The organism is Massilia pinisoli, assembly GCF_024753285.1.
GTDB lineage: Bacteria > Pseudomonadota > Gammaproteobacteria > Burkholderiales > Burkholderiaceae_D > Telluria > Telluria pinisoli.
In genome coordinates this window covers 136,629-158,251 of the sequence record NZ_JANUGW010000014.1, presented here as the reverse complement: position 1 = coordinate 158,251, position 21,623 = coordinate 136,629, and the positions used below count along the sequence as shown (strand labels likewise).

Below are 21,623 nucleotides of genomic sequence, written 5' to 3'. Positions count from 1 at the left end.
GCAACACGACGATCATAACCGCTGCGCCGCACGTGCTCAACGGGAAAGGCTGGCCGCCCTCCCCTGCTTTACGCAGCTTTACGACAGCGCGTTGCCGAAGTCGGCCAGCAAATCGGCCGTGTCTTCGATACCCACCGACACGCGGATCAGCGATTCCGCGATGCCCATGCTGGCGCGGCGCTCCGGGCCCATCTCGAAAAAGATCGTGTGCGCGACGGGGATCACGAGCGTGCGCGTGTCCCCGAGGTTGCTGGCGGGGATGCCGACCTTCAGGCGGTTCAGGTAGTCGAAGCAGTCGATGCCCTCTTTCAGCTCGAAGCTGAACAGCGACCCGTAGGCGCGGAACTGCTCGGATGCCAGCCGGTGCTGCGGGTGCGACGGCAGGCCCGGGTAGTACACCGCGGCGACGCGCTCGTCCGCTTCCAGCATCTGCGCCAGCGCGAGCGCGTTGGCGCACGTGCGCTCCATGCGCAGCGCGAGCGTCTCGGCACCGACGGCGATGTGATGCGCCGCCTCCGGCGCGAGCGACGCGCCGAAGTCGCGCAACCCTTTCGCGCGCAGCTGGGCCATGCCCTGTGCGGCCGGTGGCTGGCGGCGGAAGTTGTCGGCGATGTTCGGGTAGGTGCTCCAGTCGAACACGCCGGTGTCCGTCAGCGCGCCGCCCAGCGCCATGCCGTGGCCACCGATCGACTTCGTCAACGCATTCACGACAAGGCCCGCGCCGACGGCTTTCGGACGGAACAGGTAAGGCGTCGTCATCGTGTTGTCGACGACGTACAGGATGCCGCGCGCACGGCACAGTTCACCGATGCGGGCGAGGTCCGCGATCTGCGTGCGCGGATTCGCGATCGTCTCGACGAACACCATGCGCGTGGTCGGCTTCAGCGCCGCTTCCACGTTGGCGACGTCGGTCGCGTCCACGAACGACACCTCGGTGCCCTGCGAGGCCACCGTGTTCCACAGGCTGTTGGTATTCCCGAACAGGAACGACGACGACACGACGTGGTCGCCCGCGCGCAGCAGCGCCTGCGCGAGCGCGCCGATCGCGGCCATGCCCGTCGCGAAGCACAGCGTGGCGACCCCGTCTTCCATCTTGCTGATCTTGTCTTCCAGCGCGGAGACGGTCGGGTTGCCCTGGCGGCCGTAGCGGAAGCCCGGTTCCTTGCCCTGGAAGACGGACGCCAGCTGGCGCGCGTCCGTGTAGCCGAAGGCGACCGACGTGTGGACCGGCTTGTGCAGCGAATAGTGCTCGATCGGCTTGCGGCGGTCGTTGTGCAGGATGGTGGTGGTGAAGCCGTAGGATGGTTTGTCGCTCATGTTTGTAGGGTGGACGGCTTCGCCGTCCACGCGGTGATACGAGTCAGAAGATATGCCGGGACCATGCCGACGTCCGTTGAACGCGTGGACGGCAGAGCCGTCCACCCTACGGGCACGCGGCCCGAATTATTCGGCCGCGACGGGCGGATTCAAATTCAGCTGCGTCCGCACCAGATCGTCCGACGACTTGCCGGACGATTTATGGCGCACGTTCTCGAGCTGGTCGAGATAGGCCGGCGTGACGTCGCCCGTGATGTAGACGCCGTCGAAGCACGACGCTTCCACGCTCGTCAGCGCCGGGTTCACGTCCGAGATCGACTTGCGCAGCGCGTCCAGGTCCTGGTAGACGAGGCGGTCGGCCGTGATTTCGCGGCACACTTCCTCGACGGTGCGGCCGTGGGCGATCAGCTCGTCGCGCGTCGGCATGTCGATGCCGTACACGTTCGGATACAGCACCGGCGGCGCGGCCGACGCAAAGAAGACCTTGCGGGCGCCCGATTCGCGCGCCATCTGCACGATCTCGCGGCTCGTCGTGCCGCGCACGATGGAGTCGTCGACGAGCAGCACGTTCTTGTCCTTGAATTCGGACGCAATCGCGTTCAGCTTCTGGCGCACCGATTTGCGGCGCATCGTCTGGCCCGGCATGATGAACGTGCGGCCGATGTAGCGGTTCTTGATGAAGCCTTCGCGGTACTCGACGCCCAGCTTCAGCGCGAGCTGGATGGCGGCCGGGCGCGACGAATCGGGGATCGGCATCACGACGTCGATCTCTTCGACCGGGATCTCCTTGCGGATCTTCTCGGCCAGGTATTCGCCCATGCGCAGGCGCGTCGCGTACACGGAGGCGCCGTCGATCACGGAGTCCGGACGGGCGAGGTACACGTATTCGAACGCGCACGGGTTCAGCGACGGATTCTCGGCGCACTGGCGCGTGTGCAGCTGGCTGTCGGCGTCGACCCAGACGGCTTCGCCGGGCGCGATGTCGCGCACGAAGCGGAAGCCCAGGCCTTCGAGCGCGACGGATTCGCTGGCGAGCAGGTATTCGGGGCCGTTCTCCGTCTCGTTGATGCCGAGGCACAACGGACGGATGCCGAACGGGTCGCGGAACGCGAGCAGTCCATGGCCGGCGATCTGGGCGATGACGGCATACGCGCCGCGCACGCGGCGGTGCACGTGCGCGACGGCCTTGAACACGGCGTCCGGCGCGAGCGTGTAGCCGTCGGCCGCCTGCGCGATCTCGTGCGCGAGCACGTTCAGCAGCACTTCCGAATCGGAGTTCGTGTTGACGTGGCGGCGGTCGTTGCGGAACAGTTCTTCCTTCAGCTGTTCCTGGTTCGTGAGGTTGCCGTTGTGTGCCAAGGTGATGCCGAACGGGGCGTTCACGTAGAACGGCTGCGCTTCCTCTTCGCTGGACGAGCCGGCCGTCGGATAGCGGCAGTGGCCGATGCCGGAATTGCCCTGCAGCGAACGCATGTTGCGCGTGCGGAAGACGTCACGCACGAGGCCGTTGGCCTTGTACATCGAGAACATGCTGCTGTGATTGGTTGCAATGCCCGCCGCGTCCTGACCGCGATGCTGCAACAGCAGCAAAGCATCATATAACAGCTGGTTGACGGGGGCTTGCGAGACGACGCCGACGATGCCACACATGGTGTGCTCCTAATACCGTGAAGAGATGTTCAAAACTGTACGTGCTGCGCGAAGGCAGCGGGCAAGAAAGGCTTGACCGTGCGCGCTCCGGTTTCCGCCAGGGGCGAGAGCAACGCGTCTTTCCAGAAAGCCTGCTGGGGGATGGAAGTCATCCCGCACAATATGACGCCGGCCAGCACGATGACAATGCCCCGCCCCAATCCGAACAGGCCGCCGAGGCCGCGGTCGGCCAGGCTCAGTCCGGACGCCTCGATCAGCGCGCTGATCGCGAGGGCCAACAGGCCCATCAGCACGCGCACGCCGAGGAACAATGCAATGAAGGCAACGATCAGCCGCAAGGCTTCACCCGGAATCACGGATGGTAGCATGGGCGCCAGCTTGGCGCCGAAGGCGTTGGCGACGATGAAGGCGGCCACCCAGCCGGCCAGCGACAGGATTTCCTTGACGAGGCCGCGCATGGTGCTGATGACAACCGACGCGACCAGAATGAACAACACCACGTAGTCGAAAATCGTCACGGCGCGGCTTCTACGTTCATGGTCGGCATCGGGCAGGCAGGCGTCAGACCGGTGTCATGGCGCCGGACATGCCCAGGCGGCCCAGTTTGGCGCGGACTTTTTCGGCGTCTTCCTTGTTCAGGGGACCGACCCGCACCCGGATCAGTTCGCCGGACGGCGTCGTCGTCTTCTGCGTGTACGACGGGATGCCCGCTTCGCGCAGCTTGGCCTGCACTTCGGCCGCCTTTTCCGCGCTCGACATGGCCGCGACCTGCAGCACGTATTTCTGCGACCCGGACTCGGCAGAGCGCTCCTTCTCGGCGGCCTTCTCGGCCTGCTTGCCTTCCAGGATCGCCAGCGCGCGTGCCGTGTCGTCATGCGGCTTCACGGGCTTCTCGTCCGCTTTCGGCTTGACGGGGGCCTTGTCCTTTTCCGCGGGGCGCGGCTCGGGCTTCGCTTCCTTGTGCTCGGCCTTGGGCGTGTCCTTGTGCTCGGGCTTAGGCGCGTCCTTGTGCTCGGGTTTGGCGGTCTCGGGCTTAGATTCCGGCTTCGCAGGTTCCGGCTTCGATTCGGGCTTGTGCTCGACCTTCGGCGCGGTCACCGTGTCCGGCTTGGCGGCAGCGACGGCGGCCGGGGCCTTGGCGGGCGGCGGCGCATCGATCACTTCCTCGCCCTTGTCCACGCTGTCCGCGGCGGACACGGCCTTCTCGGCGGCCGGCACGGGCAGCGGCGCGGCCTTGTCCTTCGCGGGGATCTGGATGGCGATGTCGCCGGCGATGGGCTTGGGTTCGGAATCGAGCAGCATCGGCAGGCCGACGGCGGCGGCAAGCGCCAGCGCGATGGCGCCGACGAGGCGGCGGCGGGCCCGCTTCTTTTCGGGGAGCATGGGGTCGTTGCCGGGACGGCGCGTCGCGCCGCCGCCGGCATTGCTCGCACGCTTGGCGCGGGCGCGTTCGCCGATCTTGGCGTCGTCGTCCTTGCTGTAGAAGCGGCCACTGTCCTCGGCGAGGCGGTCCTGCTTGCTTTTACGGGAGAACAAACCCATGCGGTGTCACGTCAATGAAGAGAGGATTTACGGGCCGCCATCACGCCTGCTACGGTGTAGAACGAACCAAAGACCACTATTCTATCATCCTGTCCGGCCCTGCTTGTTGCATCTGCGAATGCTTCGGCGGGATTCGCGAACGTTTTGACGGAGAATTCGTCATCTTTCGCTCCCGCCGGCTTCAACGCGGCGAGCTTCTCGGCCAGCGCAGCCGGGTCGGCCGAGCGTGGCGACGGCAGCGCCGCCACGCACCAGTGGTCGATGTTCGGCGCCATGTGCGCGACGACGGCATCGATGTCCTTGTCCTGCATGATGCCGAACACGGCGTACGTGAAGCGGTGGTACCCCATGTTGGACAGGTTCTGCGCGAGCGTCGCCGCCGCGTGCGGGTTGTGCGCGACGTCGAGGATCGTCGTCGGACGACCCGGCAGCACCTGGAAACGGCCCGGCAGCTCGACGAGCGCGAGCCCCGTGCGCACTTCCTGCGCCCCCACCGGCAACACGTTGCGCAACGCTTCCAGCGCGGCCAGTGCGGCCGATGCGTTCAGCAGCTGGTTGGCACCGCGCAGCGCCGGGTAGGCGAGCGAATTGCGGCGCTGGTTGCGGCCGCCGTACGCCCACTGCTGCTTGTCGCCCTGGTAGTTGAAGTCGCGGCCCAGCAGCCACAGGTCGGCGCCGATCTTTTCCGCGTGATCGAGCAGCGATTGCGGCGGGAACGGATCGCTGCAGATCGCAGGCTTGCCGGGGCGGAAGATGCCGGCCTTCTCGAAGCCGATCTCCTCGCGCGTGTCGCCCAGATAATCCTTGTGATCGATGTCGATGCTCGTGACGATGGACACGTCCGCATCGATCACGTTGACGGCATCCAGGCGGCCGCCCAGGCCCACCTCGAGGATCGCCACGTCGACGCCGGACGTGGCCAGCAGGTGCATGATGGCGAGCGTCGTGAATTCGAAATACGTGAGGTCGATGTCGCCGCGGCGCGCCTCGACTTCGTCAAATGCCGCGATCAGAGAGGCGTCGCTGGCCATCTCGCCGTTGATGCGGGCGCGCTCGTTGAAGTCGAGGAAGTGCGGCTTGATGTACAGGCCGACCTTGTAGCCGCTCTGCAGCAGCATCGCTTCCAGCATGGCGCACGTGGAACCCTTGCCGTTGGTGCCGGCGACCATGATCACGGGGCAGGAAAAGGCCAGGCCCATGCGCTCCTTGACGGTGCGGACGCGGTCCAGTCCCATGTCGATGTGGGTTTCGGCGTGGCGCGACTCGAGCAGCGCCAGCCAGTCGGGCAAGGTGGTCGGGAGATTGGGCATGGGAGGCTTCAAAATGCGAACGGCCGGCGCCGCAAAGCGGAAGCCGGCCGTACGTGATGAACGATCAGGCGATGACGTCGGCCGGCTGGCTTTGCAGCAGCGCGAGCAGGTGCGCAAGCTCTTCGCGCATTTTGCGGCGGTCGACGATCATGTCGATGGCGCCTTTCTGCAGCAGGAACTCGGAACGCTGGAAGCCTTCCGGCAGCTTTTCGCGCACCGTGTTCTCGATGACGCGCGGGCCGGCGAAGCCGATCAGCGCCTTCGGCTCGGCGATGACGACGTCGCCCATGAACGCGAACGAGGCCGACACGCCACCCGTCGTCGGGTCGGTCAGGATGCTGATGAACGGCAGTTTTTTCTCGGACAGCTTGGTCAGCATGGCGGTGGTCTTGGCCATCTGCATCAGCGACAGCAGGCCTTCCTGCATGCGCGCGCCGCCGCTGGCGGTAATGCAGATGAACGGTACCTTCTGCTCGAGCGCCACCTGGGCGCCGCGGGCGAAGCGCTCGCCGAGGACGGAGCCCATCGTGCCGGCCATGAATTCGTACGCGAAGCAAGCGACGACGACGGGCAGGCTCATGATCGAGCCGCCCTGCACGACGAGGGAATCCGTCTCGCCGGTGGCTTCCATCGCGTCTTTCAGACGGTCGGGATATTTCTTGCTGTCTTTGAACTTCAGGGTATCGACCGGCAGGACGTCCTGGCCGATCTCGTAGCGGCCGCCTTCATCGAGCAGTGCGTCGAGGCGGTCGCGGGCGCGGATGCGCATGTGGTGGCTGCACTTCGGGCAAACATGCAGGTTCGACTCGAGGTCGGAGCGATACAGGACCGACTCGCACGACGGGCACTTGACCCACAGGCCCTCGGGCATCGTCTGGCGTTTGGCGGCATCGGAGCGCTGGATCCGGGGGGGCAGCAGCTTTTCCAACCAACTCATGTTCTCTCCTTTGCGGCAATTCTGGAATTGGGCGTAGTGTAATCGCTCGCATACAGATTGTCGAATTCTTGCCGTTAATAACTTGCTTTTTAGGCAATCTTGTGCCTGGGTACAGCACGGCATTGTGCCGTGAAAAACGGGGACAGCGGCCCCGTTCGGTCGTCTGCGGCCGCCCGCTTCAGCGCGCGTCCAGCGCTTCGCGGATCCCGGCGACGAAGGCGCGCACGGCCGCCGGCCCCTGCTCCTTCGGTGTGTTTTCCAGTTCCTGGATGATGCGGCTACCGATCACGACGGCATCCGCCACGGCCGCCACCGACTTGGCGGTCGCCGCATCGCGGATGCCGAAGCCCACGCCGATCGGCAGCTTGACGTGCTCGCGGATCGCGGCGACGCGCTTGGCCACGTCGGCCGTGTCGATGCCGCCCGCGCCCGTCACGCCCTTCAGCGACACGTAGTACGAGAAGCCGCTGCCGTGGCGCGCCACCTGCTTCACGCGTTCCGTCGTCGACGTCGGCGCGAGCAGGAAGATCATGTCGAGGCCGTTCGCCTTCATCTCGGCGGCGAACGCTTCGCATTCTTCGGGCGGATAGTCGACGACGATGGCGCCGTCGGCGCCGGCCGCCTTGGCGCGGCGGACGAATTCACTCTGGCCCATGCGCTCGATCGGGTTCGCGTAACCCATCAGGACGACGGGCGTGTGCTCGTTCGTCTTGCGGAATTCCGCGACCTGCGCGAACACGTCGGTCATGCTGACGCCGAACGTCAGGGCGCGCTCGCAGGCGCGCTGGATGACGGGGCCTTCCGCCATCGGGTCGGAGAACGGGACGCCCAGTTCGAGCACGTCGGCGCCGCCTGCCACGAGGGCGTGCAGCAGCGGGACGGTGAGTTCCGGGGCCGGGTCACCGGCGGTGATGAAACAAACGAGACCGGTGTTGCCCTTCTCTTTGAGGGCGGCGAAGGTTTGTGCGATACGCGACATGCTGTGATTCCTTATTCTGTGGTTGGCAAACGATGGATGGGGCTCAGCCGAAGTTGAGTCCCGCCCGTTGCGCCACGGTGTGCATGTCCTTGTCGCCGCGGCCCGACAGGTTCACCAGGATGATCTGGTCCTTGGGGAGTGTCGGCGCCAGCTTGGCCGCATAGGCGATCGCGTGCGACGATTCCAGCGCCGGGATGATGCCCTCGATGCGGCAGCAGTCGTGGAAGGCGGCCAGCGCCTCGTCGTCCGTGATCGACACGTATTGCGCACGCTGGCTGTCCTTCAGCCACGCGTGTTCCGGACCGACGCCCGGGTAATCGAGGCCGGCCGACACGGAATGCGTCTCGATGATCTGGCCGTGCTCGTCCTGCAGCAGGTAGGTGCGGTTGCCGTGCAGGACGCCGGGGAAGCCGGCCGTCAGCGACGCCGCGTGCTTGCCGGAGTCAAGGCCTTCGCCCGCCGCCTCGACGCCCACGAGCTTCACGCCCGCCTCGTCGATGTACGGATAAAAGATGCCCATCGCGTTCGAGCCGCCGCCGATGCAGGCGACGACGTAGTCCGGCTGGCGGCCCGTCATCTGCGGCATCTGCACGCGGCATTCCTCGCCGATCACGGACTGGAAGTCGCGCACCATCATCGGATACGGGTGCGGACCGGCCACGGTGCCGATGATGTAGAACGTGTTCTCGATGTTCGTGACCCAGTCGCGCATCGCTTCGTTCAGCGCGTCCTTCAAGGTCTTCGAACCGGATTCCACAGGGACGACGGTCGCACCCAGCAGCTTCATGCGGTAGACGTTCTGCGCCTGGCGCTTGACGTCCTCGCTCCCCATGTAGATCACGCATTCGAGGCCGAAGCGGGCGCAGATCGTGGCCGTCGCGACGCCGTGCTGGCCGGCGCCCGTCTCCGCGATGATGCGCGGCTTGCCCATGCGCTTCGCAAGCAGCGCCTGGCCGATCACGTTGTTGATCTTGTGGGCGCCCGTGTGGTTCAGGTCTTCGCGCTTGAAGAAGATCTGCGCACCGCCGCCCTGCTCCGACCAGCGCTTGGCGTGGTAGACGGGCGAAGGACGGCCGACGAAGTGCGCCAGCTCGTAGCGGAATTCTTCGAGGAACTCGGGATCCTGGCTGTAGCGCGCGTACGCGTCGTTCAGCTCGGCCAGTGCGTGGCTGAGCGTCTCGGCGACGAACGAGCCGCCGTACGGGCCGAAGTGGCCGGTGGTGTCCGGCAGTTGGTACTCGGGGGTATGAAACAGCGGCTGGGCGCCGCTAACTTGATTCGCTTTCATGGTGTTCCTGGCTCAAAAGGGTGGCATCGCCCGCCCGCACCGCGTCGATGAACGCGGCAATCTTGCGGGCATCCTTGATCCCCTTCGCCGCCTCGACACCGCTACTGATGTCGACCGCGAAGGGGCGTACTAGCGCCACCGCGCCAGTCACGTTGTGTACGCTCAAGCCACCACTCAAAACGACCCGAGGCGCGAGCTCTTTTGGAATTAGAGACCAATCGAAAACCTTTCCTGCGCCGCCGTAGGCGTCGACGTACGTGTCGAGCAGAAGACCCGAGAACCAGGGCGATGCGGCGCGGTATTGAGCTTCCGATTCTAGCAAATCGGCGCCCGTCGTGTCAGGTTTTACGCGATACGCCCGCGTGAACGGCCGCTGCACGGCGGCCGCCAGCGCCGCGCACTGCTCCGGCGTTTCGTCGCCGTGGAATTGCAGCAGCGCTACCGGCCCTGCCGCGACGACGGCGCTCACCTCGTCCACGGTCGCGTTGACGAACAGGGCGACGGCGTTCACATATGGCGGCAGGGCGCGCGCCAGCTCGGCGTAGCGCGCCGCGGTGACGTAGCGCGGGCTTTTCGGATAGAACACGAAGCCGAGGGCGTCGGCGCCGGCATCGATGGCGGCGTGCAGGTCTTGTTCGCGGGTGATGCCGCAGATTTTGATGCGTGTACGAGCCATGGAGATTTTGGTAGGGTGGGCGGCTATGCCGCCCACGCGTTCAACAAGAGTTGGATCCGTCGCGACGATATCAAGGCCGCCTGAACGCGTGGACAGCAGAGCTGTCCACCCTACGGCAGTTGGTCAAACAAACATTCTACAGCCAAGGCAGCGGCGGCGCCGGCTCCTGCGGCAACCCCCACTTCGGATCGTAGTCGATCGCGGCGAGATACAGCCCATCCGGCATGAACGTGGGCGCCGCCGCGTCGCGCGAGCGCGCGTCCAGCACCTCGGCCATCCAGCCCGGCTCGTTGCGCCCCGTGCCGACGTAGATCAGCGACCCGACGATGTTGCGCACCATGTGATGCAGGAACGCGGACGCGCGCACCGTGAACACGATGATGTCGCCCAGCCGTTCGATCTTCACCTCGTGCATCTGCTTGACGGGCGAATTCGCCTGGCAGCCGGATGCACGGAAGCTCGTGAAATCGTGCGTGCCGATCAGGTGCGTGGCGGCTTCGCGCATGCGCTCGACGTCGAGCGGGCGAAACACCCAGCCGGCGCGCCCGGCCAGCAGCGCGGACGGGTTGGCGTGGTTGTACAGCACGTAGTGATAGGTGCGCGAACGGGCCGAGAACCGCGCGTGGAAATCCTGCCCATCGGCGTCCGGCGCCACGACGTGGGCCCAGCGCACGACGATCGATTCGTGCAGGAACGCGTTCGTGCCGCGCACCCACGATTGCGGCGCGCGGTCGAGGTCCGTGTCGAAATGGACGACCTGCTCGATCGCGTGCACGCCGGCGTCCGTGCGGCCGGCGCACGTCGTCGCGAGCGGCGTGCAGGCAAATTTCTCGAGTGCGATCTCCAGCTGATCCTGGACCGTGTCGCGCGAAGGTTGTTTCTGGTATCCGTTCCAGGCGGTGCCCACGTACTGGACACCCAAAGCGATGCGTGCCAAAGACCCGTTACCTCACGCCAGCGTCGCGCGCATCGAGTTGGCCCGTGCCGCCTGCTCCGGATTGCCGCCGCGGATGACTTCTTCCAGCAGCTCGCGCGCCCCTTCCTTGTCGCCGATTTCCTGGTAGGCGATGGCCAGGTCGAGCTTCGTCTCCATCTCCATGTGGGCAGGCGACTGTGCGCCCGCAGGAGCGGCATCGGCCGCCGGCGCGGCGAACTCGGGCTCGGACAGCGACTGCACTTCCGGCAGCGGCAGGCTGCCGTCGGCCGGCAGATCGAGATCAAAGCCGCCCATGTCGAACTGCGGCACCACCGGTTCGGTCACCGGTTCGATGACGATGCGGTCCGGCTCGGCGAACGTCGCCTCGGCGGGCGCCGGCGTGGCCGGGATGTCGAACAGGTGCTCGTCCAGCGCGGCCGTCGGGATCGACGCCGGGCTTTCCACATGCGGCGTCTCGGGCAGGCCGAAGTCCATGGCGTCGAGGTCGAACAGCGAGTCCTTCGCCTCGGGCGCCGCCGACGCTGCCGGTTCGGCGGGCAGGCTGGCCTGCAGTTCCGTCGGGAGGTCGGGCAGGTCGAATTCGCGGGCCAGGCTGGCCATCTCGATGTCGGCTGCGGCGGTAGATGCGGCGGCCGGCGCGGCGGTCGGCGCCAGCAGGTCGTGTTCCGTGTGCGCTTCCAGTTCCGGCACGGGGTTCGGTGCCGGTGCGGCGAAATCCATGTCGAACGCGAAGTCGAGGGGCTCGTGCCCTGCCTTATCCAGCGCGACGGCAGGTTTCACCGGCGCGACCGCTTCCACCGGCTCGGCCGGTGCGGGTGCCGGCACGGCGGGCTTCTCGAAGGCGCTCATGTCGAAGTCGAAGTCGGCCACGTCGTTCGCCTCGGCCACCGGGGCTGCCGCCGCAGGCGCGGCCGCCGCCTCGACGGGCTCGAACGCCAGGCCGCCCAGGTCGAAGTCGAGCATGTGGTCGTCTTCGGTCGGGACCGGCGTCGGCGACGGCGCATTGGTCACGGGTGCCGGTGCCGGCTGCGCGGTCGCCATGGCGTCGGCGAAGTGCTGGCCGAAGTCCATCGCGGCCGGCTGCGTGGCGAACGGATCGGCCTCGTGCGCGGCGGACGCGCGGAAGGCGTCGTCGTCCAGTTCCTTCGACAGCATGGCCTGCTGGCCCAGTTCCTCGGTGCTGGCCACCGGGGCAGCCGGCGCGGCGCTGTGCGCGTACAGCGGGTTCATGGGGTCGATCGACAGGCCCAGTGCGGCGGCCTGCGCCCATTCGTCGCCCTGGCCGCGGGTCGTCGCATACAGCTCGGTCGCCTGCGTCTCGAACGCGCGCAGGTCCTTGCGGGCCGCGTAGATCTCGAGCAGCTTCAGACGCACGGGCGCGCGCTCCGGATGCGTGCGCAAGGCTTCCTTCAGGATTTCCTCGGCCTGCGCATCGCGGCCATAGGCGATGTACACGTCGGCTTCCGCGACGGGGTCGACTTCGTTCGTGTCGAGCTGGCTGGCGGACGGCGCGAAGCTGGAATTGAAGACGCTGTTGTTCGTGTCGACGCTCTGCCCGCCCGTCTCGGCGAACATCGAGTGCGCCGGTTCGCTCGGCACGCCGAGGACCGACGGCTCGGCCACCGTCTTGACCACTTGCTTCTTGCGGCGCTGGGCGACGAGCAGACCGCCCAGCAACAGCGCGGCCGCGGCGCCGCCGACGAGCGGCAGGTTGTTCATGATGAAATCCATCAGGCCCGGCTCCGGCGGCGCGGCGGCCGGCTTGACGGCAGGCTTGATGGTCGGCAGTTTCGTCGGAGCCGTCGGTGCGTGCGTTGCGGCCACCGCCGGCGCCTGCGGTTTCACAGGGGTCGCGGCGGGCGGTGCCGATGCGTTCTTCTCCGCCTCGGCGCCGGCCTTGTTCTTGACCGTGGCCAGCTTCTCGAGGTCGCTCACGTTGCGTTCGAGCTCGCGCACGCGCGACTGCGCATCGGCCAGTTCCTTCTCCTTGGCGATGCGGTCCTCGGTGCTCATCGTCGCGCCCTTGCCGGCCGGCTGGGCCGGCGCGGCCTTGGACAGGCGCAGCTTGTCCTGGGCTTCGTTGGCGGCGGTCGGGCGTTCCTCGACCTTGGCCGTGATCTTGCCGGCCGCACCCTGCCCCGCTTCCGGGGCCTTGGCAGGCTCGGACGCGCCGACCTGGCCCGCCAGCTTGTTGCGATAGGCGTTGAAGTCGGCCGCGTGGGCGACGACGACGCCATGCGCCTCGGCGGCGTCCGTGCCGCGCACCGCGTCGCCTGCGGGGACCGTGAGGATGCGGCCCGACTTCAGGCGGTTCATGTTGTTGCCGATAAATGCATCCGGGTTCGCGCGGTACAGCGCAACGAGCATCATGTCGAGCGACACGTCGACGGGCTTGACCTGGGCGGCGATGCGGCCCAGGTTATCACCCGGCTTGACGCGGTACTTCGACGCTGCACTCTCGTCGGCCTCCGCGCGGCGCGGGGCGCGCGCGGCGCCGCGCTCCGTTTCCTGCGGACGTGCCGCATCGGCCGTCGACGGCGCCGCGGCCTGCGGACGGGCAGCCGGCGCGGCGCGGGTCTCGCTCGGCGCGACCTGGGCCGATTGCGTGGCACGCAGCTCGGCGGGGTCGAGCAGGAACGTGTACTCGCGCACGAGGCGGCCGTTATTCCACGACAGTTCCAGCAGCATGTCGACGAACGGCTCGTTCAGCGGCTGCGTGGAGCTCACGCGGATGAACTGGCGGCCGCCGCGCTGCTCGACGGTGAAGCGCAGCGACAGCAGGGCCGGATTGAAGTCGATGTTCGCGGCCTTGAATGCCTCCGGCGACGCAAGCTTGGCCGCGAGGCCGGACGCCTCGTCGCCGGACACCGCCGTCAATTCGATCTCGGCGCGCAGCGGTTGACCGAGCGCGGACAACACCGTGAGCTTGCCGAGGCCCGCCGCGTGGGCCGCGGACGTCAGGACCAGCGCACTTGCGACCGCCGCGGTGAGTTTCTTCAGCGCGGACGACTTCATCGGGAGGCGGTGAGTGACATGCATAGATTCGAAAGCGGTGTGGGTTGACGGGGGCGAAACGGCTTGCCCGGAGGTCCCAGCAACATATCATCATGCACTGTGGCATGCAAGTTCCGCAGGGAGAAACATTCAGCGGGTCTGAGATATGTAGACGGTGTATTCAGACTTGTGATGTTTTTTGGATGATCCCGTGTCAATTCGACAGCATCAAAGGATAAGCCATCGCAGGCAGCCCAACAATGAAAAAGGCGGCCCGCGGCCGCCTCTTTTTCCGCGCCCGCAGGCGCAGCTTACATCACTTGTCCAGGACGATGCGCAGCATACGGCGCAGCGGCTCGGCGGCGCCCCACAGCAGCTGGTCGCCGACGGTGAATGCCGAGATGTATTCCGGGCCCATCGACATCTTGCGCACGCGGCCGACCGGGATCGTCAGGCTGCCCGTGACGGCGGCCGGGGTCAGGTCGCGCACCGACGCTTCGCGCGTGTTCGGCACGAACTTCACCCACTGGTTGTCGTTCGCGATGATGTCGTTGATCTCGTCCAGCGGGACGTCCTTCTTCAGCTTGATGGTCAGCGCCTGCGAGTGGCAGCGCATCGCGCCGATGCGGACGCACAGGCCGTCGACGGGGATCACGTTGGAACCGTTGTGACGGCCGAGGATCTTGTTGGTCTCGGCGCCGCCCTTCCACTCTTCCTTCGACTGGCCGTTGCCCAGGTCCTTGTCGATCCAGGGGATCAGGTTGCCGGCCAGCGGCACGCCGAACTGCTTGGTCTCTTCGGCGGACAGGCCGTGCTGCGTCGCGAGCACGCCGCGGTCGATTTCAAGGATGGCCGATGCCGGGTCGTCCAGCAGGTGCTTGACGGACGAGTTGATCGTGCCGAACTGGGTCAGCAGCTCGCGCATGTGCTGCGCGCCGCCGCCGGATGCGGCCTGGTACGTCATCGACGTCATCCAGTCGACGAGGTCGTGCTTGAACAGGCCGCCCAGGCCCATCAGCATGCACGACACCGTGCAGTTACCGCCGACGAAGTTCTTCACGCCGCGCGTCATCGCGTCCTTGATGACGTTCAGGTTGACCGGATCCAGCACGATGACGGCGTCGTCGTTCATGCGCAAGGTGGACGCGGCGTCGATCCAGTAGCCGTTCCAGCCGCTGGCGCGCAGTTTCGGGAACACTTCGGTCGTGTAGTCGCCGCCCTGGCACGAGATGATGATCTCGCATTTCGACAGTTCGGCGATGTCGGTTGCGCTCTTCAGCGTGGTTTCGTTCTTCGCCATCTTCGGCGCAGCGCCACCCGGATTCGACGTGGTGAAGAACACCGGCTCGATGTGGGCGAAATCGCCCTCGTCCTGCATGCGCTGCATGAGGACCGAACCGACCATGCCGCGCCAACCAACCAGACCTACTAATTTCATGATATCCCTCGTTTAAAAATGTTCCGCCCGTCCGGGCGTATTCCTGATCAACCCAATGCCTTGACGACCGCGTCGCCCATCTGCTCGGTGCCGACCTTCGTCGTGCCTTCCTCGTAGATGTCCGGCGTGCGCAGGCCCTGCGCCAGCACCTTCTTGACGGCGTTGTCGATGCGGTCGGCCTGCTCGGCCTTGCCCAAGGTGAAGCGCAGCATCATCGCGGCCGACAGGATCGTCGCCAGCGGATTCGCGATGCCCTTGCCCGCGATGTCCGGCGCGGAGCCGTGCGACGGCTCGTACAGGCCCTTGTTGTTCACGTCCAGCGATGCGGACGGCAGCATGCCGATCGAACCGGTCAGCATCGCGGCTTCGTCCGACAGGATGTCGCCGAACATGTTGCCGGTGACGAGCACGTCGAACTTCTTCGGCGCGCGCACGAGCTGCATCGCGGCGTTATCGATGTACATGTGTTCGAGCTCGACGTCCTGGTATTCCTTGTGCACGTCGGTGACGATGTCGCGCCAGAACTGGAACGTCTCCAGCACGTTGGCCTTGTCGATGCTCGTCAGGCGGCGGTTGCGCTTGCGCGCGGCCTGGAACGCGACGTGGGCGATGCGGCGGATCTCGCCTTCCGCGTAGCGCATCGTGTCGAAGCCTTCGCGCTGGCCCGCGAACGGACCGTCCGGGCATTCGCGCACGCCGCGCGGCTTGCCGAAATAGACGTCGCCCGTCAGCTCGCGGATGATCAGGATGTCGAGGCCCGACACGACTTCCGGCTTCAACGTGGACGCGCCGGCCAGTTCCGGATACAGGATCGCGGGACGCAGGTTGGCGAACAGGCCCAGTTCCTTGCGCAGGCCAAGAATCGCCTGTTCCGGGCGGAGCGAACGCTCCAGCGAGTCGTACTTGAAGTCGCCGACGGCGCCCAGCAGCACGGCGTCCGCCGCCTTCGCCAGTGCCAGCGTGCCCTGCGGCAGCGGATGGCCGTGCGCGGCATAGCCGGCTCCGCCGACTTCCGCGCTTTCCAGTTCAAACGATTCGCCCAGCGCGTTCAGCACCTTGACGGCTTGCGCGGTGATTTCGGGACCGATGCCGTCGCCCGGCAGAATGGCAATCTTCATGTCTTGTTCTCGTTCAGATGGTGTTGGCGAGCCACGGCTGCGCGCGAAGGTGGCGCTCTTCGTAGGCGCGGATGTCGTCGGCGTGGCGCAAGGTGAGGCCGATGTCGTCCAGGCCGTTCAGCAGGCAGTACTTGCGGAAGTCGTCGATGGCGAATTCGAACGCGAACTTGCCGTCGGGCGTGCCCACGGTCTGCTTCTCGAGGTCGACGACGAGCTTGTAGCCCGGGAAGGCCTTCACTTCGTTCATCAGCTGGTCGACTTTCGCTTCGTCCAGCACGATCGGCAGCAGGCCGCCCTTGAAGCAGTTGTTGAAGAAGATGTCGGCGAAGCTCGGCGCGATGATGGCGCGGAAGCCATATTGCTGCAGGGCCCAAGGCGCGTGCTCGCGCGACGAGCCGCAGCCGAAGTTCTTGCGGGTCAGGAGGATCGACGCGCCGGCGTAGCGCGGCTGGTTCAGCACGAAGTCCGGATTGACCGGGCGCTTCGAGTTATCCATGCCCGGTTCGCCGTGGTCGAGATAACGCCATTCGTCGAACAGGTTCGGGCCGAAGCCGGTGCGCCGGATCGACTTGAGGAACTGCTTCGGAATGATGGCGTCGGTGTCGACGTTGGCCCGGTCCAGCGGGACCACCAGTCCTTCGTGTACGGTGAATTTATCCATGATTACTTACCGCCTGCGCCCGTGATGACTTGACCGACTTTCTGCACGTCCTTGCCGACGCCGGAAATGGTGTTGCAGCCGGCGGCAGCGATAGCGATGAGTGCGAGAGCAAAAATTTTCTTCATATTCAAATTTTACGAACGTCGACGAAATGACCGGCAATGCCGGCCGCTGCGGCCATCGCCGGCGACACCAGGTGCGTACGGCCGCCCTGGCCCTGGCGGCCTTCGAAGTTGCGGTTCGACGTCGACGCGCAGCGCTCGCCCGGTTCCAGGCGGTCGGCGTTCATCGCGAGGCACATCGAGCAGCCCGGCTCGCGCCATTCGAAGCCGGCGGCCTTGAAGATCGCATCGAGGCCTTCGCGTTCCGCCTGTTCCTTCACGAGGCCGGAGCCCGGCACGACCATCGCCAGCTTCACGTTCGACGCGCGCTGGCGCCCGCGCACGATGGCGGCGGCGGCGCGCAGGTCTTCGATGCGCGAGTTGGTGCAGGAACCGATGAACACCTTGTCGATGCGGATGTCTTCCATCGCGGTATTCGGCTTCAGGTCCATGTAGACGAGGGCCTTTTCCATCGCGTCGCGCTTGACCGGGTCTTTTTCCTTGTCCGGATCGGGCACGCGGCCGTCGATCGTCGTGACCTGCTCGGGCGACGTGCCCCAGGTCACCTGCGGACGGATGTCCTGGGCGTTCAGCTGGACGACGAGGTCGAACTTCGCACCCGGATCGGTGTGCAGGGTGCGCCAGTACGCGACAGCCTGTTCCCACTGCGGGCCGACGGGCGCGAACGGACGGCCCTTGACGTAGTCGATCGTCGTGTCGTCGACGGCGACCATGCCGGCGCGCGCGCCCGCTTCGATCGCCATGTTACAGACGGTCATGCGGCCTTCCATCGACAGCGCGCGGATCGTCGAGCCGCCGAATTCGATGGCATAGCCCGTGCCGCCCGCGGTGCCGATCTTGCCGATCACGGCGAGCACGATGTCCTTCGCGGTGACACCAGGCGGCAGGTCGCCGTCGACCTGCACCAGCATCGATTTCGATTTCTTCGCGAGCAGCGTCTGCGTGGCCATCACGTGCTCCACTTCCGACGTGCCGATGCCGTGGGCCAGCGCGCCGAACGCGCCGTGCGTCGACGTGTGCGAGTCGCCGCACACGACCGTCATGCCGGGCAAGGTGGCGCCCTGCTCCGGGCCGATCACGTGCACGATGCCCTGGCGCTTGTCGTTCATGTTGAAGTACGTGACGCCGAAGGACTTGGTGTTATTGTCCAGCGTCTCGACCTGCAGGCGCGAGGTGGGGTCGGCGATGCCGTGCGAGCGGTCGGTCGTGGGCACGTTGTGGTCGGCTACGGCAAGATTGGCCGAAGTGCGCCATAGCGGACGGTGCGCTTCGCGCAGGCCTTCGAACGCCTGCGGGCTGGTGACTTCGTGGACCAGGTGACGGTCGATATACAGCACGGTGGTGCCATCCGCATCGGCACGCACGACATGCGAATCCCAAAGTTTGTCGTAGAGCGTTTTTAACATGTCAAATCCAGTGAAACGACCGCTTATGCGGGCATGGTCTTTGATTATGCCATATTTGTGCACTGCGGAAGCAAGGCCCTTCGAGCACGATTATTCCAATGAACTCATCCATACGAAAATTTTGTTTGGACGAGTATCCAAACATGCAAATAAAAAAAGCCTGCGCATTTCCTGCGCAGGCTTTTCGTAGCTTTGTAGCAAAAATGATGTCGGCGTCGTTTATGCCGCCAACCGGACCGTCGTACGGCAACCGTCCATGAGGAACGACAGGCCGACGACCAGCACGAGCGAGCCTTCCGCCGAGCGTGCCGTGCCCGTGATGCCGTCGACGTTCAGCGCCGTCATCGGTTTGATCACGAGGTCGGCCGTGCCGTCGACGGCTTCCACCGCGATGATGTACGGCTGCGGGGCGTTGATGACGATGCCCACGCGCTCCACGCACTCCTCGTAGCCGAGCGACAGCGCCAGCGAACGCACCGGCAGCGGACGGCCCTGGTCTTTCAGCACCGGGGCGCCGCCGACCTGCATGAACGTCTCCGGCAGTTCGACGACGCGCTCGACGACGGCCATCGGCAGCGCCAGTTGCGCGCCCGACGTCGACACGAGCATCGTCGGCACGATCGACAGTTCGATCGGCAGGCGGATCGAGAACTTCGTGCCCGTGCCCAGGTTCGAGTCGATGCGGATCGCGCCGCGGTTCTTCTCGACGGCCGTCTTGACCACGTCCATGCCCACGCCGCGGCCCGAGACCGACGACGCCACTTCCTTCGTCGAGAAGCCCGGCAGGAACACGAGCTGGTACGCCTCGTCGTCGCTGGTGGCCTGGTTGTCGCCGATCAGGCCCTTTTCGAGGGCCTTCTTGCGCAGCTTGGCCGGGTCCATGCCGCGGCCGTCGTCCTGCAGCACGATCATGACGCTGTTCGCTTCCTGCCACGCTTTCAGCAGGATGAACGCCTTGGCCGGCTTGCCGTTGGCGAGGCGGTCTTGCGGCGACTCGACGCCGTGGTCCAGCGCGTTGCGCAGCATGTGCACGAGCGGGTCGTACAGGCTGTCCACGACGACGCGGTCGACTTCCGTCTCGGCGCCTTCGATGGTCAGTTCGACGTCCTTGCCCAGGTCCTTCGCGAGCTCGCGCACGAGGCGCGGGAATTTCTGGAACAATCGGCCCACCGGCTGCATGCGGGTCGCCAAGGTGGCGCGCTGCAGCTCGGCCGAGTAACGCGACGCACGCTCCAGCGTTTCCGTCAACGTGGCCATCAGCGTGGCGGCCTGGCCTTCGAACTTGAACTGCGACAGGCGCTCCAGCAGCACGGCCGCCTGGTTCGCTGCCTGCACGGATTCACCCGCGACTTCCAGCAGTGCGTCCAGCTTGACCGCGTCGATACGGATGCTCTCGTCTTTCGCGGGACCGCTGGCGGCCGGCTTGGCCTCGTTGCGGCGCTCGACGCCATCCCAGCCCGGCTTGCCGGCGGCGGCAGCGGCAGCGGCAGCTTCGGCCGGCGCGGCCTGCACGGGTGCGGCGACCTCGGCAGCCTCGACGACCGCAACGGCCGCAGGCGCCGCGCTCGGCGTATAGGTGCCCGGCGGGACGACGGCCATGTACATCGCTTCCCAGTCGAGGCCGTCGGCGCCTGGCGCGGCGGCCGGGGCGGCGACAGGCGCGGCCACCGGTGCCGGCGCAGCGGCAGGCGCCGGTGCAGCCGCGGCCGGAGCCGGAGCCGCCTTCGGCGCTGGCGCGGCGTCCTTGCCGGCGATCGCTTCCTTGAGCATGCGCTCGAGGTCGGCCGGCATCTGCGGCAGCTGGTCCGGCGTGGCGCCATTGTTCAGGTCGCTCAGCTGGTCGGCCACGAAGCCGGAAGCCTGCAGCGACGCTTCGATCGCGGCGGGCGTGACGGGGGCCGCGCCGGTGCGCAGCGCGTCGAACAGGTTTTCCGTCAGGTGGCAGGCGGCGACGAGCGCCGGCAGCCCCATGAAACCCGCGCCACCCTTGATGGTGTGGAACGAGCGGAACACCGCGTTCAGCGTTTCCTTGTTATTGGGATCGCGTTCGAGGTGCAGCAGATGCTCTTCAACATTCGCAGCAAGATCCATCGCCTCGACGACGAAATCCTTGAGCATTTCATCCATTAGAATCCCAGATCGGCAAGAAGATCATCGACACTGTCCTGGTCGAGCGCCACGGTCGGCACCGACGGACCCGACATCAGCGGCTGCGGCTGTTCCTGTGCGGCCTGTTTCTGCGCCAGCTTTTCCTTGACGTCCGGCGGCGCGCTGTCCTTCAGCAACTGGGTCAGCTCGTTCTCGACCGTCTTGGTGATGACGACCACTTTCTTGATCAGCTGGCCGGTGATGTCCTGGAAGTCCTGGGCCATCATGATCTCGAGCAGGCGCGCCTTCTCGGCTTCCGTCGCTTCCGACACGATCTGGGCGAACTGGCGGGAGTCGCCGGCCAGCGCCTTGAACTGTTCGATCGAGAGCTTGCCTGCGAACAGGTCGTCCCAGCGGTTTTCCATGTCCTTGGCCTGCTTCGACAGCAGATCCTGGGCCGGCATGCCGTCGTCCAGCGTGTTCAAGACCTTGTTGGCGGCCTGTTCGGTCAAGCTGGCGACGTATTCCAGGCGGTCCTGCGCGTCCATGATCTGGGACGATGCCTCGGTCAGGGCCTTGTCGTAGCCCAGCTCGCGCAGCGAGTCGTGCAGCAGGCGCACGATGCCGCCGAGACGCTCGTACATGCCTTTTTCGTGTTCTTCCCCATGGGCCTCGACCGCTGCGGCGACCGGCGCTGCCGGAGCGGGCACGACGGCCGGCGCCGGCGCGTTGGTGGCCGCGACCTGGTCGAACAAGGCCTCCAGGTCGTCCGTGTCGCCGCTGTCGCCGCCGGCAGCGGGCTCGGGGGCGGGAGATGGAGCGGCTGCGGGTGCGCTGGCACGCTGCGCTGCCACTTCCTCGAATAGTGCGTCGAAATCGTCAGCGGCGTCGGTCATAGTCCCTGCTTCTCCATAATTTAAATATCGCGATGATCTTTGCTGTGTGCGGTACGGCTGCCGTCAGGTCGCTGACGGTAAGAATTTCCGACGAGTGTATCAGTGTGGTTGCCGTAGGTAAATCTTCTGAAATGCCCGCGTTGCCGATTCGTGAGTAATCTTGGCCTGTCGACAATCTTTTACAGCCATTTCTGAATAATTTCGCAAAGTATCTGTTGTATTTTTTTATCGCGGAGGAATTTGTGACAAGCGGTATTTGCTCGC

Annotated in this window: 18 protein-coding genes; all 18 read right to left on the bottom strand. The window is 66.0% G+C overall.

Annotated elements, in window-relative coordinates; genetic code table 11:
- Nucleotides 1–78 precede the first annotated feature (78 nt).
- Entirely contained in the window at nucleotides 79–1,317 is a 1,239-nt protein-coding gene (locus NX784_RS18755) for a cystathionine gamma-synthase family protein (RefSeq protein WP_258818216.1), read from the bottom strand.
- A 126-nt stretch (nucleotides 1,318–1,443) separates the two neighbouring features.
- Nucleotides 1,444–2,967 (bottom strand): amidophosphoribosyltransferase, encoded by a 1,524-nt coding sequence (gene purF, locus NX784_RS18750; RefSeq protein WP_258818215.1) that lies wholly within the window; start codon nucleotides 2,965–2,967, stop codon nucleotides 1,444–1,446.
- Nucleotides 2,968–2,996: 29 nt separating this feature from the next.
- On the bottom strand, nucleotides 2,997–3,485 hold the full coding sequence (locus tag NX784_RS18745; protein ID WP_166861474.1) for a CvpA family protein: 489 nt from the start codon (nucleotides 3,483–3,485) through the stop codon (nucleotides 2,997–2,999).
- Nucleotides 3,486–3,528: 43 nt separating this feature from the next.
- Nucleotides 3,529–4,509, bottom strand: coding sequence for an SPOR domain-containing protein (locus tag NX784_RS18740; protein WP_258818214.1), 981 nt, complete (start codon nucleotides 4,507–4,509; stop codon nucleotides 3,529–3,531).
- Between the two features lie 11 nt (nucleotides 4,510–4,520).
- Nucleotides 4,521–5,819, bottom strand: coding sequence for a bifunctional tetrahydrofolate synthase/dihydrofolate synthase (gene folC / locus NX784_RS18735; protein ID WP_258818213.1), 1,299 nt, complete (start codon nucleotides 5,817–5,819; stop codon nucleotides 4,521–4,523).
- 64 nt (nucleotides 5,820–5,883) lie between these two features.
- Complete coding sequence (gene accD / locus NX784_RS18730) at nucleotides 5,884–6,756, bottom strand: acetyl-CoA carboxylase, carboxyltransferase subunit beta (protein ID WP_258818212.1); 873 nt, start codon at nucleotides 6,754–6,756, stop codon at nucleotides 5,884–5,886.
- A 178-nt stretch (nucleotides 6,757–6,934) separates the two neighbouring features.
- Nucleotides 6,935–7,735, bottom strand: a complete 801-nt coding sequence (trpA, locus tag NX784_RS18725) for a tryptophan synthase subunit alpha (protein WP_258818211.1) — start codon at nucleotides 7,733–7,735, stop codon at nucleotides 6,935–6,937.
- Between the two features lie 43 nt (nucleotides 7,736–7,778).
- Nucleotides 7,779–9,023 carry a tryptophan synthase subunit beta gene (gene trpB, locus NX784_RS18720; RefSeq protein WP_258818210.1) on the bottom strand — a complete coding sequence of 415 codons (1,245 nt, stop codon included), beginning with the start codon at nucleotides 9,021–9,023 and terminating at the stop codon, nucleotides 7,779–7,781.
- A complete protein-coding gene (locus NX784_RS18715) occupies nucleotides 9,004–9,705 on the bottom strand; it encodes a phosphoribosylanthranilate isomerase (protein ID WP_258818230.1) in 702 nt (233 codons plus the stop codon). Before NX784_RS18715 ends, trpB begins: the two co-directional genes overlap by 20 nt.
- Nucleotides 9,706–9,835: 130 nt before the next feature.
- On the bottom strand, nucleotides 9,836–10,636 hold the full coding sequence (truA, locus tag NX784_RS18710) for a tRNA pseudouridine(38-40) synthase TruA (RefSeq protein WP_258818209.1): 801 nt from the start codon (nucleotides 10,634–10,636) through the stop codon (nucleotides 9,836–9,838).
- A gap of 12 nt (nucleotides 10,637–10,648) precedes the next feature.
- Complete coding sequence (locus NX784_RS18705) at nucleotides 10,649–13,675, bottom strand: motility hub landmark protein FimV (RefSeq protein WP_258818208.1); 3,027 nt, start codon at nucleotides 13,673–13,675, stop codon at nucleotides 10,649–10,651.
- Between the two features lie 271 nt (nucleotides 13,676–13,946).
- Complete coding sequence (gene asd, locus NX784_RS18700; RefSeq protein ID WP_258818207.1) at nucleotides 13,947–15,068, bottom strand: aspartate-semialdehyde dehydrogenase; 1,122 nt, start codon at nucleotides 15,066–15,068, stop codon at nucleotides 13,947–13,949.
- Nucleotides 15,069–15,115: 47 nt separating this feature from the next.
- Nucleotides 15,116–16,186 (bottom strand): 3-isopropylmalate dehydrogenase, encoded by a 1,071-nt coding sequence (leuB, locus tag NX784_RS18695; protein ID WP_258818206.1) that lies wholly within the window; start codon nucleotides 16,184–16,186, stop codon nucleotides 15,116–15,118.
- 13 nt (nucleotides 16,187–16,199) lie between these two features.
- On the bottom strand, nucleotides 16,200–16,847 hold the full coding sequence (gene leuD, locus NX784_RS18690; protein WP_258818205.1) for a 3-isopropylmalate dehydratase small subunit: 648 nt from the start codon (nucleotides 16,845–16,847) through the stop codon (nucleotides 16,200–16,202).
- Between the two features lie 2 nt (nucleotides 16,848–16,849).
- Nucleotides 16,850–16,972 (bottom strand): entericidin A/B family lipoprotein, encoded by a 123-nt coding sequence (locus NX784_RS18685; protein WP_258818204.1) that lies wholly within the window; start codon nucleotides 16,970–16,972, stop codon nucleotides 16,850–16,852.
- A gap of 2 nt (nucleotides 16,973–16,974) precedes the next feature.
- A complete protein-coding gene (gene leuC, locus NX784_RS18680; protein ID WP_258818203.1) occupies nucleotides 16,975–18,375 on the bottom strand; it encodes a 3-isopropylmalate dehydratase large subunit in 1,401 nt (466 codons plus the stop codon).
- Between the two features lie 219 nt (nucleotides 18,376–18,594).
- Nucleotides 18,595–20,502, bottom strand: a complete 1,908-nt coding sequence (locus tag NX784_RS18675; protein ID WP_258818202.1) for a chemotaxis protein CheA — start codon at nucleotides 20,500–20,502, stop codon at nucleotides 18,595–18,597.
- The gene (locus NX784_RS18670) at nucleotides 20,502–21,359 is read right to left on the bottom strand and encodes a protein phosphatase CheZ (protein ID WP_258818201.1); all 858 of its coding nucleotides are present in this window, start codon (nucleotides 21,357–21,359) and stop codon (nucleotides 20,502–20,504) included. Before NX784_RS18670 ends, NX784_RS18675 begins: the two co-directional genes overlap by 1 nt.
- Nucleotides 21,360–21,623 lie beyond the last annotated feature (264 nt).

Coding starts and splice junctions, on each gene's coding strand:
- NX784_RS18755 (WP_258818216.1), bottom strand. CDS start 1,317: ATGAGCGACAAACCATCCTACGGCTTCACCACCACCATCCTGCACAAC.
- purF (WP_258818215.1), bottom strand. CDS start 2,967: ATGTGTGGCATCGTCGGCGTCGTCTCGCAAGCCCCCGTCAACCAGCTG.
- NX784_RS18740 (WP_258818214.1), bottom strand. CDS start 4,509: ATGGGTTTGTTCTCCCGTAAAAGCAAGCAGGACCGCCTCGCCGAGGAC.
- folC (WP_258818213.1), bottom strand. CDS start 5,819: ATGCCCAATCTCCCGACCACCTTGCCCGACTGGCTGGCGCTGCTCGAG.
- accD (WP_258818212.1), bottom strand. CDS start 6,756: ATGAGTTGGTTGGAAAAGCTGCTGCCCCCCCGGATCCAGCGCTCCGAT.
- trpA (WP_258818211.1), bottom strand. CDS start 7,735: ATGTCGCGTATCGCACAAACCTTCGCCGCCCTCAAAGAGAAGGGCAAC.
- trpB (WP_258818210.1), bottom strand. CDS start 9,023: ATGAAAGCGAATCAAGTTAGCGGCGCCCAGCCGCTGTTTCATACCCCC.
- NX784_RS18705 (WP_258818208.1), bottom strand. CDS start 13,675: ATGCATGTCACTCACCGCCTCCCGATGAAGTCGTCCGCGCTGAAGAAA.
- asd (WP_258818207.1), bottom strand. CDS start 15,068: ATGAAATTAGTAGGTCTGGTTGGTTGGCGCGGCATGGTCGGTTCGGTC.
- leuB (WP_258818206.1), bottom strand. CDS start 16,186: ATGAAGATTGCCATTCTGCCGGGCGACGGCATCGGTCCCGAAATCACC.
- leuD (WP_258818205.1), bottom strand. CDS start 16,847: ATGGATAAATTCACCGTACACGAAGGACTGGTGGTCCCGCTGGACCGG.
- NX784_RS18685 (WP_258818204.1), bottom strand. CDS start 16,972: ATGAAGAAAATTTTTGCTCTCGCACTCATCGCTATCGCTGCCGCCGGC.
- leuC (WP_258818203.1), bottom strand. CDS start 18,375: ATGTTAAAAACGCTCTACGACAAACTTTGGGATTCGCATGTCGTGCGT.
- NX784_RS18675 (WP_258818202.1), bottom strand. CDS start 20,502: ATGGATGAAATGCTCAAGGATTTCGTCGTCGAGGCGATGGATCTTGCT.
- NX784_RS18670 (WP_258818201.1), bottom strand. CDS start 21,359: ATGACCGACGCCGCTGACGATTTCGACGCACTATTCGAGGAAGTGGCA.